The sequence below is a fragment of the Aquimarina muelleri DSM 19832 genome (assembly GCF_000430665.1).
Taxonomy (GTDB): Bacteria; Bacteroidota; Bacteroidia; order Flavobacteriales; family Flavobacteriaceae; genus Aquimarina; species Aquimarina muelleri.
On sequence record NZ_AUML01000002.1, the window covers coordinates 123,457 to 137,932 of the forward strand.

General features: G+C 30.8%; 11 protein-coding genes. 1 reads left to right on the forward strand and 10 read right to left on the reverse strand.

Annotated elements, in window-relative coordinates:
* The first annotated feature begins 199 nt into the window (after positions 1 to 199).
* On the forward strand, positions 200 to 2,290 hold the full coding sequence (locus H527_RS0101875; RefSeq protein WP_155837786.1) for an OmpA family protein: 2,091 nt from the start codon (positions 200 to 202) through the stop codon (positions 2,288 to 2,290).
* A gap of 43 nt (positions 2,291 to 2,333) precedes the next feature.
* Here H527_RS0101875 and pdxH read toward each other — a convergent pair whose 3' ends face one another.
* From pdxH to H527_RS0101925, 10 genes are all read right to left on the reverse strand, one after another.
* Positions 2,334 to 2,981: a pyridoxamine 5'-phosphate oxidase gene (gene pdxH, locus H527_RS0101880; protein ID WP_027411136.1), complete on the reverse strand. Its 648-nt coding sequence runs from the start codon at positions 2,979 to 2,981 to the stop codon at positions 2,334 to 2,336.
* Positions 2,982 to 3,031: 50 nt separating this feature from the next.
* Positions 3,032 to 3,937, reverse strand: coding sequence for a ribonuclease Z (locus H527_RS0101885; RefSeq protein ID WP_027411137.1), 906 nt, complete (start codon positions 3,935 to 3,937; stop codon positions 3,032 to 3,034).
* 63 nt (positions 3,938 to 4,000) lie between these two features.
* Positions 4,001 to 4,462 carry a thioredoxin family protein gene (locus H527_RS0101890; protein WP_027411138.1) on the reverse strand — a complete coding sequence of 154 codons (462 nt, stop codon included), beginning with the start codon at positions 4,460 to 4,462 and terminating at the stop codon, positions 4,001 to 4,003.
* 49 nt (positions 4,463 to 4,511) lie between these two features.
* Positions 4,512 to 4,844, reverse strand: a complete 333-nt coding sequence (locus tag H527_RS0101895; RefSeq protein WP_027411139.1) for a hypothetical protein — start codon at positions 4,842 to 4,844, stop codon at positions 4,512 to 4,514.
* 5 nt (positions 4,845 to 4,849) lie between these two features.
* Positions 4,850 to 5,779, reverse strand: a complete 930-nt coding sequence (locus H527_RS0101900; RefSeq protein ID WP_027411140.1) for an aspartate carbamoyltransferase catalytic subunit — start codon at positions 5,777 to 5,779, stop codon at positions 4,850 to 4,852.
* A 45-nt stretch (positions 5,780 to 5,824) separates the two neighbouring features.
* Complete coding sequence (gene pyrR / locus H527_RS0101905) at positions 5,825 to 6,364, reverse strand: bifunctional pyr operon transcriptional regulator/uracil phosphoribosyltransferase PyrR (RefSeq protein WP_027411141.1); 540 nt, start codon at positions 6,362 to 6,364, stop codon at positions 5,825 to 5,827.
* A gap of 161 nt (positions 6,365 to 6,525) precedes the next feature.
* Entirely contained in the window at positions 6,526 to 8,349 is a 1,824-nt protein-coding gene (gene rpsA, locus H527_RS0101910; protein ID WP_027411142.1) for a 30S ribosomal protein S1, read from the reverse strand.
* A 209-nt stretch (positions 8,350 to 8,558) separates the two neighbouring features.
* On the reverse strand, positions 8,559 to 10,658 hold the full coding sequence (locus H527_RS0101915; RefSeq protein ID WP_248601254.1) for an OmpA family protein: 2,100 nt from the start codon (positions 10,656 to 10,658) through the stop codon (positions 8,559 to 8,561).
* Positions 10,659 to 11,576, reverse strand: a complete 918-nt coding sequence (locus tag H527_RS0101920; RefSeq protein ID WP_027411144.1) for a PorP/SprF family type IX secretion system membrane protein — start codon at positions 11,574 to 11,576, stop codon at positions 10,659 to 10,661.
* 4 nt (positions 11,577 to 11,580) lie between these two features.
* Positions 11,581 to 14,223 carry a T9SS type B sorting domain-containing protein gene (locus H527_RS0101925; RefSeq protein ID WP_027411145.1) on the reverse strand — a complete coding sequence of 881 codons (2,643 nt, stop codon included), beginning with the start codon at positions 14,221 to 14,223 and terminating at the stop codon, positions 11,581 to 11,583.
* Positions 14,224 to 14,476 lie beyond the last annotated feature (253 nt).

Below are 14,476 nucleotides of genomic sequence, written 5' to 3' on the forward strand. Positions count from 1 at the left end.
TTCCCTTAAATCAAAAGTGTTTCTCCCAAAACATTATGAACACAGATTTATCATAATAGTATTTAGGGTCGTTAAAAACAATAAAGTGGAAAAATTTATTACAAAAAAAATAAAAAAAAATAGTTTTCAAAATTTATCACTGCTAATATCTATATATTGCTTTGTTTCTTCAATTGCATACAGTCAAGTAGAGGTACCTTTGAAAAAACGTACAGAATTTACCCTTAAAGGAGATTTTAAGTTTGTTTCTAATACTATTTTAGGTAAAATCAGTAATGATGATGGATCTAATGTATTTGATCCAAATAAAAGCTATAATGATGGTGGGTTAAATAATCAATTTAAAATGGGTTTTATTGATATTGACAATGATCCATCAACTTTTAACTCCAGTAGTGCAGATTTTAATATCGATTCTAATTGCAATACTATAAAACATGTTGGATTATACTGGACTGCTGCTTATGCAGATGTAGATCGAGAACATGATATTACTTCTATTAAAATAAAATATCCGGGAAAAGAATCATATACTACTATTAAAAACGGAGAAATAATTCATGATTATTATAATGATGATGAATCTTTGTTTCAACAATATTCTTGTTACAAAGACATAACTGCCGATATATTAAATTTAAAAAATCCACTAGGAACATATACCGTTGCTAATATTCCTGCTACTACTACATCTGTGAATAACGATGCTACTTTAGGAAATGGACTTGCTGGAGGTTGGACAATGGTAGTTATTTATCAAGATGATACTAAACCGCGAAAAAGATTTTATATTTATGATGGCTTCGTAAATATTGATTCTAAAGCAAAACCTGTCGCTTTTTCTTTTAACAATTTTCAAACTATACCTAATGGCGCCGTTCATGGAAAAATAGGCGTTATAGCCTATGAAGGAGACAAGGGTATTATTGGAGATCGTTTTCAGGTCATGTCTAACGAAACTAATAAATACAAAAGTCTTGCAGATGGCATTAATCCAATGAATAATTTTTTTAATGCAAATATTACTGAAAATGGTAAAAATATTACATCCAGAGTACCTGCTAGTCAAAATACCTTAGGGTATGATGCTGATTTGTTTGACATTAAAAATATAAGAAACAGCATCATAGGTAACAATCAAACAGAAGCAAAATTTAGGCTACTAACTAACAATGATGGTTATTCTGTTATAGCAGTTGCTTTTAGCGTTGAAATATATGAACCATCAATTCATATTGTAAAAAGATCAAAATATACTGCTACCAATAGCTACATACATCCTGATGATCTTTTAGTTCCCAATCAAGAAATAACATATAATCTTACTATATACAATGATGGTAATGACAATGCTAAGAATACAGTTATTAAGGATGTTTTACCTAAAAATGTAATATATTCAGAAAAATCTATAGTACTGCCTTCCAAAAAAATAAAAGTAAAATTTGATAAAGAATCAAGAACTTTGAATTTTACAGTACCTAATAAAATGATGAAAACGGATAGTGAACCTTTTAAAATTAGCTATAATGTAATTGTAGATACGGGTTGTGAATCTATTAATACTTTAGATGATATAATGGTGGTTGATCAGCCTGTTACCGCAGAATTTAACGGCACACTAAACGAAACTGTAAAATACTCTAAAGGATATAACCATATTAATTCTTGCGACTTACCAGATTATTATCAGTTTAAATTAGCTATAGATATTAGTACTCTCAATTGCCCGAATGCTAATCGTCTGGCATCTATTCCTAAAAAAAGAATGGAAAATGAATTTGCTGCATTAATCCCTGGAGAAACTGATAAAGTAAAAAAATCTAATAATACAGAAAGTGGAGGTGTTTCTCCAGAAGGTATTGTACCTTCAAAAGCAAAACCAGATAAATCATTTTTAAAATCTAATGCAACATTAAGCAAGACAATTAATGATCTTATTAACTTAAATGAGATCTATTTTGATTTTGACAAATGGGATATCACTGAAAAAGCAGAATCTGAACTAGATAAGGTAGTTAAAATCATGAATAATGACTACCCTGATATGATAATTAAAATTGAGACTCATTCCGACAGTAGAGGTAATGAAAACTACAATCTTACTCTTTCTCAAAAAAGAGCTGAATCGATATATAACTATTTATTAAGTAAAAATATTTCTGAAAACAGAATTCTTTCTTATGTTGGTTTTGGAGAAAGCAGACCAGTTAATAATTGTAAAGATGGTGATGATTGTTCTGAAGATCAATACCAAAAAAATAGAAGATCTAGTTTTGTTATAATGTAAATTTCCTGCTTTTTTATTCCAATAATACTTTGATAAATTTATTTCAAGGAGATAACCTATCCATAGACCAATTATTATCATTTTGCTCAATAAATCTTATTCGATCATGTAGTCTATTTGCTCTACCCTGCCAAAACTCAAATTGAGTAGGATGTATGCAATAACCACCCCAAAATTCTGGTTTAGGTATTTCTTTTTCTGCATACTGTTTTTCTAAAGCTTCTAATCTATTTTCCAGAGATTCTCTGGATGAAATCACTTCACTTTGACAAGATGCCAAAGCGCCTAATTGGCTTCCTCTGGGACGAGATAAAAAATAACGAGTACTAGCTTCCTCTCCTATTTTTTGCACAATACCTTTAACAATAACTTGTCTTTCGAGATTTGGCCAAAAAAAAGAAATACAAACCTTATTATTACCAGCAATAGCCTTTCCTTTTTCTGAATTATAATTTGTATAAAAAACGAAGCCATTTTTATCAAAATGCTTCAATAATACAATTCGTGTTTTAGGAAAACCATCAGATCCGATTGCAGCTATTGTCATTGCATTCGCCTCTTCTACTCCACCTGCGGTTTCAACCTCTTTAAACCATTTAGAAAAAAGAGTAAATGGAGATTCAGGAAGATCTTTTTCTTCCAAAAAACTTTTTTCATAAGATTTTCGATATGCGGTAAGATCTCTATTCATAGATACTTGAAATAACGTATTAGATTTGCAAAGTTAAAATAATTATTGAACTAATACTCAAACACTTTACCATCATCTGCTATTTCGACTTTATCAAAAACTGTTTTTGCTTCTTCTTTAAACATTTCAATGTTCTCATATCTAGTAGAATAATGCCCTAAAATCAGTGCTCCAACATTTGCTTTTTTTGCTATAGTTGCTGCTTCAATAGCCGAACTATGACCAGTTCTGGTACACAGGTGATTGTGACTTTCTAAAAATGTAGATTCGTGATACAAAACAGTAGTATTCTTAATTAAAGTAATTTTTGCTTCATCATACTTAGTATCGCTACAATATGCATAACTTTTAGCTGGCTTTGGCGGCATCGTAAGCTTTTCATTAGAAATTACAGTACCATTCTCTAAAATAACATCTTTCCCTTTTTTAATCGAACGATAATATGCTCTATCTATTTCATAATTCTCTACTTCATTAATCAATAGGGTTCTATCCCCTAGTTTTTCCTTAAATAAAAATCCATTACAATATATCCTGTGTTGTAATGGTATTGTACTAACAATGACTTTATCATCTTCAAAAACAACTTCAGATTCTGTATTTGTTAATTCATGAAAATATAACGGATAATCTGTCCACGAATTGGATAGTTTCAACTGTAAAGTAATTGCCTCCTTTATACCCTTAGGGCCATGAATATGTAACGGGGTATCTCTATTAAGCATCCTAAATGTAGAAACCAGCCCTATTAATCCAAAAAAATGATCTCCATGAAGGTGAGAAATAAAAATATGTTGAATTCTCGAAAATTTAATTTTATTTCGTCTTAACTCTACCTGAGTACCTTCTCCGCAATCAATTAGAAAAATATGATTATTAATTTCCAATACCTGAGATGTAGGATTTGTAAATGTTCGGGGAGTTGCAGAATAACAACCTAATATTGTAAGTTTCAAAATTATTTTTTCTATTTAGTATACAGATTGTGAATATAATTCAATCTAATACACAAATCCTATTTAATGATTAAAAGAATTAAAAGAGGTCAATAAAGACATATATGATTTTGCATCGAAACCTCTTCTATAACCTGTAACTCCTAACACTTTTCCTTCTTTATCTAAAACCAAAATTACAGGAAAAACCCATTTTTTATTATATTTACTGGCTAGAGCTTCATTTTTATTTTGCTGCTCGACAGAAAGTCTATTTTTTCTTCGTTTTGGAAAATCAGCTTTAAGCCAAACAAAATTTTCTCTTGCGAATGTTATAAAATCTTTGTTAGAAAAAACATTCTTTTCTAACTTTATACATGGAGGACACCAATCTGATCCTGTAAAAAATAACACAATATTCTGATCTGTTTTTTTTGCCTGTAATTTTGCTTCTTCAAAATCATATTTCCAATCTTGAGCAATGACTACTTCTCCATTAAAAAAAACAAATAAGAATAAAAATATAAGATGAACTAATCTTTTCATAATACATCAGACGAAATAAAAAGTAGATGATTACAGAATTATTCTTTTTTTAAAATCCTAAATCTCTTTCTATTTCTTCCATTTCTATCAAATCATACGCTTCTTTCAATGTCGGAACAATCGTAATTTCACTAGAAACATCATCATAAGCTATTTTATTACTAACAATAACAAAAGAGCGTTTTGCTGCTTTATGCTTTTTTGATAATAATAAAAACTCGTTGATATCACTTAAAGAAATCTGTTTTAAAGAAAAAAGATTAATTACGATATTATCATTTTTCAAGGAATCGTATTTACTTTCAATACCATTAACAAATTCTACGACAGTAGTTTTTTCTTGTGTTATAATAGTTGTGGACCCTTCTTTATTGAAAATCATAAATATTATTGTTTAATTTTTGAAGCTAAAAGATAGATGACTGCCATCCGCACTGCGACTCCATTTTGTACCTGATCTAATATAATGGCTTGATTAGAATCAGCAACATCGCTCGTAATTTCTACTCCACGATTGATGGGTCCTGGGTGCATAATTATAATTTCTTTATCTAAACTATCCAACAATTTTTTATTGACCCCAAATTGTTGCGTATATTCTCTGGTAGAAGGAAAATAGCTTATTTCCATCCTTTCATTTTGTACTCGTAACATATTTGCTACATCACACCACTCTAGTGCTTTTCGAAGATCCGTTTCTACTTGTACTCCTAGTTTTTCTATATACTTAGGAATAAGTGTTTTTGGCCCGCATACTTTTACTTCTGCTCCTTGTAATTTTAAAGCAAATATATTAGAAAGTGCTACTCTTGAGTGTAAAACATCTCCTACAATTACTACTTTCTTCCCTTTTACTTCTCCTAATTTTTCTCGAATAGAATACGAATCTAACAAGGCCTGTGTAGGATGCTCATGTGCACCATCTCCTGCATTAACAATACTCGCATTTACATGCTTAGACAAAAACACCCCTGCTCCTGGGTTTGGATGTCTCATGACAACCATATCTACTTTCATAGATAAGATATTATTAACCGTATCTATAAGTGTTTCTCCTTTTTTTACAGAAGAAGAGGCTGCTGAAAAATTTATAACATCTGCAGAAAGTCTTTTTTCTGCCAATTCAAAAGACAATCTTGTTCTAGTACTATTTTCAAAAAAAAGATTTGCTATTGTTATATCTCTAAGCGAAGGAACTTTTTTAATTGGTCTATTAATTACTTCTTTAAAGTGATCTGCCGTTTCAAAGATTAAATTAATATCTTCTTTATTTAGATATTTTATTCCTAGTAAGTGATCTACACTTAATTCGCTCATTCGTATTAATTTATATTTTCAACAAACAGTTTATACTCAGAATCTTTAACTCCCTATCAGATACACTGCATCTTCATTATCATTCTCTGTCCAGAGAACTTTTACTTTTTCTTTATTTATAGCATCCACCTGTCTACCTCTATAATTAGGTTGTATTGGTAAATGTCTACTAAAACGTCTGTCTATTAGTGTTAGTAATTCTATTTCTTGTGGCCTTCCAAAAGATTGCATAGCAGTTAAAGCTGCTCTAATACTTCTGCCTGTATATAATACATCATCTATAAACACAATACGCTTATCTTCAACTACAAAATCTATATGAGTTTTATTTGCTTCTAAAATTTTTTCTCCTCTTCTAAAATCATCTCTATAAAAAGTGATATCAAGATATCCAAGATTTATTTCTTGAACTTGATATTTTTCAATTAAGATACTTTTAATCCTATTAGCAAGAAAAGCTCCTCTTGGTTGTATACCTATTAAAACAGTATCTTTAAAATGCGTATGGTTTTCTATTAATTGACAAGCCAAACGGTGCAGAATTATATCAATTTCTTTCGCACTAAGTAGTAGTTTTTGACTCATAATCTCCAAATAGATATCTGGAGTACAAAAGTAATGAATTTTTACTATTATTACATTAGTAATAATAGTAAAAATAAAATTTTGCCATTTTCTCAAAAATAAAAAAAGCCGTTCTTTCGAACGACTTTTTTTTATAACAATGTATAAAAGTTTACAGAAAATTAATTCTCTCCTTTTTCCATTTTAGCTTTAAGATCTGCTAATGCGTCAATGTCACCAAGAGTAGTTTTCTCTGAAGAGGCACTACTAGAGGCTTTTTTAGCCGCTTGTTTAACAATCTTAGCTTCTTCTTCTTTAAATAAAGACGTATGAGAAGCAACAACTCTTTTGAATTCTTTATTAAATTCAATTATTTGGAATTCTGCTTCATCTCCTTGTTTTAATTTGCTACCATCTTCTTTTTCAAGATGACGAGCAGGAACAAAAGCAATGATATCTTCATTGAAATCGATTGTAGCTCCTTTGTCAACAATCTCTCCTATTTTAGCTGTATGTTTAGTTCCTACAGCAAAATCAGCCTCATATTTATCCCAAGGATTTTCTTCCGTTTGCTTATGACCTAAACTTAATTTACGCCCTTCTACATCTAGTTCAAGAACCACTACATCTAGTGTATCTCCTACATTTGTAAAATCTGATGGGTGCTTTATTTTCTTAGTCCAAGATAAATCAGAGATATAGATCAACCCATCAATACCTTCTTCTAGCTCAACAAATACACCAAAGTTTGTGAAATTACGAACAATACCGTTATGCCTAGAACCTACAGGATATTTAGTAGTAATATCTGTCCAAGGATCTGGAGTTAATTGCTTAATACCTAGAGACATTTTACGCTCTTCTCTATCTAAAGTAAGAATTACAGCTTCTACCTGATCTCCAACTTTCACGAAATCCTGAGCAGAACGTAAGTGCGTAGACCAAGACATTTCAGAAACGTGAATTAATCCTTCTACTCCTTCTTCTACCTCGATAAAAGCACCATAATCTGCAATAACAACTACTTTACCTTTAACTTTGTCACCTACTTTAAGTTCTTTATCAAGAGCTTCCCATGGGTGAGGTTTTAATTGTTTAAGACCTAATTGAATACGTGTTTTAGCCTCATCAAAGTCTAAAATAACAACGTTTAGTTTTTGATCTAATTCAACAATCTCATTTGGATGGTTGATTCTTGACCAAGAAAGATCTGTAATATGAACAAGTCCATCAACTCCTCCAAGATCAACGAATACACCATAAGAAGTAACATTCTTAACAGTACCTTCTAATACCTGACCTTTTTCTAATTGACCAATAATTTCTTTTTTCTGCTCTTCGATATCTGCTTCGATAAGAGCTTTATGAGATACAACAACGTTTTTGAATTCGTGATTAATTTTAACCACTTTAAATTCCATTGTTTTACCAACATAGGCATCATAGTCACGGATTGGCTTTACATCAATCTGAGAACCTGGTAAGAACGCTTCGATACCGAATACGTCTACAATCATACCTCCTTTAGTTCTGCATTTCACAAAACCATTTACTATTTCACCAGTATCATGAGCACCATTTACTCTATCCCATGCTTTAATTACACGAGCTTTACGGTGTGATAACACTAATTGACCAGTAGAATCTTCGCGAACGTCGATTAAAACCTCAACTTTGTCTCCTACTTTAAGATCTGGGTTGTAACGAAATTCGTTTAATGAAATAACACCTTCACTTTTTGCATTAATGTCGATGATAGCATCACGATCCGTAATATTAATTACAGTTCCATCTACAACTTCATCATTTAAGGTGTCTACAAAATTTTCTGCCACCAACTGCTCAAACTCTTCTAATTTTGAATCTTCGATAGGGTCTATTCCCTCTTCGTAGTTGTGCCAGTTAAAATCTTTTAAGAATTGTTCAGGGTTTGCTTGTGCTGGAGATTGAGCTACTGCTGCATTCTCTACTTCCTGAACGTCTGTGTTTTTTGTTTCTTCAGACATTGAAGATTATTATTTGTATCCTGTATATTACTGAGGATCAATACGAAAATTATACAGAAGTATTAATTTAAATTAAATGTATTCCTTTTTAATCCTCTTATTCGCTAAAAAGGAGTGCAAAACTACAATTTAATTTATTAGAAAACAATTATTTAATACTCTAGTTTACACTTTGATAATCAAGAAATATCTTTAAATCCTTAAATAATTTAGAATTTAATAATTTCGAATTCACTCCTTCTGTTTATCTGATGATCTTCCTCTGTACATGCTTTATTATCACAATTAATTAAAGGTTCTGATTCTCCAAACCCGACAAATTGCATCCTTCGTGCATTTACATATCCAACCAACGCAAGATAATTACGTGTTGATTCTGCTCTTTTTGTCGATAGAACTTGATTGTATGTTTCTGTCCCTCTACTATCTGTATGTGAACTTATATTAATATATACTGTTTTATATTTTTCTAATTTTAAAGCTAGTTTATCCAGTACTTTTTTAGAATCTGATCGTATATTCCATTTATCATAATCAAAATAAATCGGAGGCATATCAAAATATAGTTTTCCGTTTTTTTCTATTACTGGCGGTCCATCTTTATCTGCCAAAAGAATTTCTCTAAGTCTTTCTTTATTAATTTCTTCTTTTCTATTTTTTGTGTCTGAAGAATTTATTATAGTATGCTCTACAATTGTTATTGTATCGTTATTAGAGGTTTTTTTTATTTGTTCTCCATGTTCATTAAAAGTGACATCCTCTTCTCTGCTTTTTGACTTATCTAAATAGACTACATAAGTTTCTTCTTCTTTCTCTTTTACAATCAAAGGTTTAGTTCTTGTTCTATAACCTTCTGCCGAGGCTTTAAAATTGTACCTACCAGGAAATATTTTAAGATCAAAACTCGCTATAGAGTCTAATTGACTCTCATAAATCATTTTATTATCATTATTAAGTAAAACTACATCAGAGTTTTTTATATAGTTATCTGTAGTAAAATCTCTAACTTCAAAATAAGCTCTGTATTCCTTTGGAAAAATATCCCCTACTTGAGAAAAAGAGTAAATATCATCTCCTAATTTTTTACGGTTAGAAGCAAAAAAACCATCTGTTTTATTATAATAGGATAAAGAAAAATCATCATAACTAGAATTAATAGGCACTCCTAGATTAACTGGTCGTGTAAACTCTTCTCTTCTTAATTCTGAAACGAAAATATCCATCATACCTAATCCTAAATGCCCATTAGATGAAAAAAACAAATGTCCATCATTAGAAATAAAAGGAAATTGCTCTCTGTTTTCGGTATTAATAGTTGGTCCAAGATTAATAGGCTTTCCATAAGTACCATCTTGGTTAACATTTACATAATACAAATCAAAATCTCCATAACCTCCAGACATATTAGAACTAAAATATAGTTTAGTTTCCTCTGCATTTAGAGACGGATGTTCTATAGAGTAATTTACATTATTAAACTCTAGTTTTTCTGGCTTAGACCATTTTTCATCTACTTTGATGGATTTATATAAGTGAACAGAGTTATTATGAATACTGTCAAATTTCTTTTTTCCTTTTTCAGAATTACTTTTTGACAAATACATGGTATTTCCATCTGCTGTAAAACAAAAATTACCCTCATGAAGTTTAGAATTTATTTCTTTTGAAATAGACTCTTCTTTTGTTATCGGATTATTATCTTGGTCTACTTTAACTTTATAAATATCTAAAAATGCACGATGTGTCCATTTATAATTTTTATCTAAAGGGTTATAAGGATTCCTATCTGTTGTGAAATAGACGATACTATCTTTTTTTACTGCTCCAAATTCTGATGCTTCAGAATTAAAGGAAACACTTTTTATAGTGTAATCATCATCCTTTAATTTAAAATCTTCAATGATAGATATTGCATCCGATTTACTAAAATCTCTTATCGTATTATTCGTTTTATACAGAGATAAAAAGTCAATTGATTTTTCATATTCACCTAATGCTGATAAAACCTGATACATCATAAAATTATATGTATTATCATAGGTTTTATCTTTATCATAAAACTTACCAGATGTTAATGTTTTCAAGTATCGGTATGCTTGTCTAAATTTAAAAATATTATAATATGAAGTACTTATGTTTTCAAGTATATGTTTTGTATACCCTTCTTGATTTAAATCTTCTTCATACTCTAAAGCAGCATTTAAATAATCTCCTTTTTCAAAAAAACGATCTGCTCTACTTTTACTTTGTGAAAAAGTTACCTGAGCAATTAGCAAGGTTGTTAACAAAAATATTTTAGTTTTCATCATTTAGAAAAATCTTGGAGAGGAATATTTTTTACTGTATTTTAAAAGGTCCAAATTAAAAAGCAGTACTATCTCATGGCTACCATTATTATAACCACTTAGCTTACTAACACTAAAATCATAAGAATACCCTACTTTTAGGTTTTGTGTAATATTAAAACCTGTTAATGCAATAAAAGAGTCGGTATACCTGTAAGACACTCCTAATTCGAACTTATCATAAATTAATGAATTTATAGAAAGATCAAAAGTCAAAGGAGAATCTAAAACCTGCTTAATAACCATCGAGGGTTTTAACTTTACTTCATCAACAAAATCAAAAACATATCCAAAAACACCATATAGATGTGTTTTTGTTTGCGCTACTCCTATTCCATCAATATCTATATTACTTGGCAAAAGATTTGGTGAAGAAACCCCTGCGTAAAAGTTACTGGTAAACAAATATATTCCTGCACCAATATTTAATTGTGTCGTAGATGTATTATCTGCAAATGCTGGATCTGTAGCTACGTCAGAATTTGAAGGATTGATTTTAAAACTATTGATCCCTGCTTTTAATCCGTAAGACAGTCTTGCCTTGTCAGAAATCCTGGTTACATATGCAAAATCTATATTTGCATAATCATTAGTAACAGGTATAGCTTCTCCTATTTTATCATTTACATAATTCACACTTAATTCTATTTTTTCGCTCACAGGTATATTAGCAAAAACATTTGTTGTTCGAGGAGACCCTTCTATTCCTGTCCATTGTTTTCTATACAAAATACCTGTAGAAATCAGACCACTCTGCCCAGTTGCATACGCTGGGTTAACAGTACTCATGTTATACATATATTGTGAGTACTGTGGTTCTTGCTGGGCATACGTTACCGAGCAGAAAACTACAGTTAGGATAAAAATTAACTTTAACTTCATTGTTTTATCTACTTAGGTAAAAACTTCCTTGAATTGGTAAGTTGTTTTCAAAATTTGGTGTGAAAATATAAAAATAGGTTCCTGAAGGAAGATCGTCCCCTAATCTTACCGATATATTACTTTCTCCCCTAAACTCTTCAGTATTAATATTTCCTTCATAAACGATACTACCATATCGATTATATATTTTTAAGTCAAAATCAGGAAATGCTTCAGGTATATTATATACTTCATCTATTAACAAATGAAATGTATCATTTTGGTTATCTCCATTAGGAGAGACTCCATCTTGAAAGTCAAGCGTACATAAATCTCCATTAGCAAATCTCTCTCCTGTATTTAAAATATTAATTAGCACCTCTAATCGTTCAGACTCACAATTATCTGTATCTACTGTTGCTATATAAAACACCTGATTATCATAAAGCAATGGATTATCAATAACTGGTGTATCGCTCTCTAAAGTAGTATACCAATTATAGTTTAAAACATCTACTTCGATATCTTCTAATCGTTTGGCATCCAGAATACAAAATTCTTGTGCAGGTACAACCGGAGTTGGCAAATCTACTATCTGAATTGAAACATTCAACGAAGATTGATCACATGGTTGTGTATTAGTTATCACATATCTAAAAGTGTAGATGTTGTTTGTCAAAGTTTCGAATTCTACTATACCATCTTTAGTCAGAGCATTTGTATTATCTGTATCTTCAAAAATACCTGTACGTGGTGTATCTCTATCTAAAAGAGAGTATAAATTAACACTTCCATCTATCTTACAAAAAGTTTCGCTACGATCAGTACCTATAGTTAATGGCTCTACAATAGTAATAGATACTGTAGATGTATCTGCTGTAGAACAGCCATCACTACCAGGAACAATATAAAGATAGTTTCCTGCTCCTAGAACTGGCAACATAACATTGCTTATATCAAAAACACCCAAATGATCCGAGGATGTATACCCAAATGGCCCTTTCCAAGTACCTGTAGTATCTGGATTACCACTTAATAAATCAAAAAGAGTTATTGTTAAATCATCTGAACATAATGTAGCTATTGAACCTTCTCCTGCATTTGGTTCTTTATGTATCGTAAATACTAAATTTGTTGCTTCTACACAGCCCCCAGAGTTCGTGGTAGTATATGTAAATGTAAATGTTTGGCTACTGTTTAAATTAGGAAAAACAAATGTATTATTTATTACATCTCCAGTAGAATTTGTCCAAATACCAGTTGTTGCAATAGTATTTCCATTTGTAGTAAGTAAGCTTCTAAGATCTACTTGCTCTAAGGATTCGCATAGGTTAACATCTTTTGTATCTTCTCCCGTATATTCAAAACCAAATATTTCAATCTCTACTCTGGCAGTCATTACATCACAAGGATGTTCACAATAAAAAGAGCTTAAAGGATCTGTAGCATAAGGGTCGCAAGTATTAGCTGGGTCACTATTAATACTTGGGCTAACTCCATATTCGAAAATGTAAGTTCCTGGCTCTGCCTGAAAAGTATTAATGGTTCCTCTATGCGTATAGTCTGGATCTGGAGGTGACAATACATGTAATCCTAAACTAGATGAACCAGAAACTAAACGCCAATTAGTATTTGTATCACTAAAATACTCAAATGATTGACCATTTTCTACAGTAAATTCTAAAAAGTCGTATAAATCTATTTCTCCTGGTATATTATTACATATTTGAAACGGAGGATTACGTTGTTTAAATGGTCTAAGTTCTTCTAAAAACATAAAGCGAACAACTGTAGTTTGGTCACCACATACAGCAGAACGTTGCTCTACCCCGTAAACGAAATTAAATCTTTCTATTCCAAACCGTAAATTATTACCATTATCTATAAGGTTATCATAAATAGCTCTAAGGTTGACCTTTGAGTCTTGTTCGTTTTCAATTTGCCCAGTACTTTCAGGAAACCATGTTCCTTCAATATCTTCTCCTGATAAATATTGATCGTTTGTTAAATCTATATCCAAATCATATACTCCTGCTAAAAGATCATCTTCACAGATATAAGTAGGTTCTGATTCTCCTGAATCTACTTGTCGAACCATAGCAACTCTTATTATAGTCTGTTCTATAGCACAACCAGAAACACCAGAAACTGTATATGTTAGTTCAAAAATCTCTTGATCTACTAATGGCAATCCAGGTTGGTAAGGAATCTCTACTAAAAGTAGAGAACCCATAATTTCTACAAAACTTGAACTCGATCCATTATATGTCCATTCTCCATTCAAATGTGGAGATGGTGTATTCTTGTCTAATGCAAATGCACTAAACAAATCAAAACCAATAAAATCACAACCTTGAGCATTTACATTATTAACTCCAGAAGGTGGTAATGCAACTCCAGAATATGGTCCAAGAATTAATTTTGCTGTCCTAACAGGGTCTGTTCCACAGGTAGTATTATATAACTCGAAAAAATAATCATTTTGAGTCGCTACTGTTGATGCTCTTTTTAAAGCCCATGTAGACAAATTGCCTGTTGCTTCATCAAAAGCTGATCTAAATTTTGGATTTATAGTCCATGCTCCATCTGCAAGTGTCGTTCCTGTCTCTGTATAAATATTAATAATTCCATCAGGACCATCTACTCCATCAAAGTCTATGTTTTCCATATCACACTTTTCTATTGTGATTAGACCTAAGTTACATTGAGAAGTTATTGCCTGTGTAATTAGAAATATAAAGATCAATGAAAAAAGTAATTTGTTTATATATTTCAAAGCTATTTTTTTAAATAAATATTTGATATCTAAAACATTTCATATAACATATATGACATATCTCAAAAATTAATTTGGATATGGAAGGGTAGGAAAATTTCCTGCAAAGATATATCTTTTTACTTTAAAATCATACTACAAAAAT

What these genes read in the sequence shown, in the direction of transcription:
- H527_RS0101915 (WP_248601254.1), bottom strand. Translation starts at nt 10,658, where the DNA reads ATGATGAAAACTAAAATATTTTTGTTAACAACCTTGCTAATTGCTCAG.
- H527_RS0101895 (WP_027411139.1), bottom strand. Translation starts at nt 4,844, where the DNA reads ATGATTTTCAATAAAGAAGGGTCCACAACTATTATAACACAAGAAAAA.
- rpsA (WP_027411142.1), bottom strand. Translation starts at nt 8,349, where the DNA reads ATGTCTGAAGAAACAAAAAACACAGACGTTCAGGAAGTAGAGAATGCA.
- H527_RS0101925 (WP_027411145.1), bottom strand. Translation starts at nt 14,223, where the DNA reads ATGGAAAACATAGACTTTGATGGAGTAGATGGTCCTGATGGAATTATT.
- H527_RS0101920 (WP_027411144.1), bottom strand. Translation starts at nt 11,576, where the DNA reads ATGAAGTTAAAGTTAATTTTTATCCTAACTGTAGTTTTCTGCTCGGTA.
- pyrR (WP_027411141.1), bottom strand. Translation starts at nt 6,364, where the DNA reads ATGAGTCAAAAACTACTACTTAGTGCGAAAGAAATTGATATAATTCTG.
- H527_RS0101890 (WP_027411138.1), bottom strand. Translation starts at nt 4,462, where the DNA reads ATGAAAAGATTAGTTCATCTTATATTTTTATTCTTATTTGTTTTTTTT.
- pdxH (WP_027411136.1), bottom strand. Translation starts at nt 2,981, where the DNA reads ATGAATAGAGATCTTACCGCATATCGAAAATCTTATGAAAAAAGTTTT.
- H527_RS0101900 (WP_027411140.1), bottom strand. Translation starts at nt 5,779, where the DNA reads ATGAGCGAATTAAGTGTAGATCACTTACTAGGAATAAAATATCTAAAT.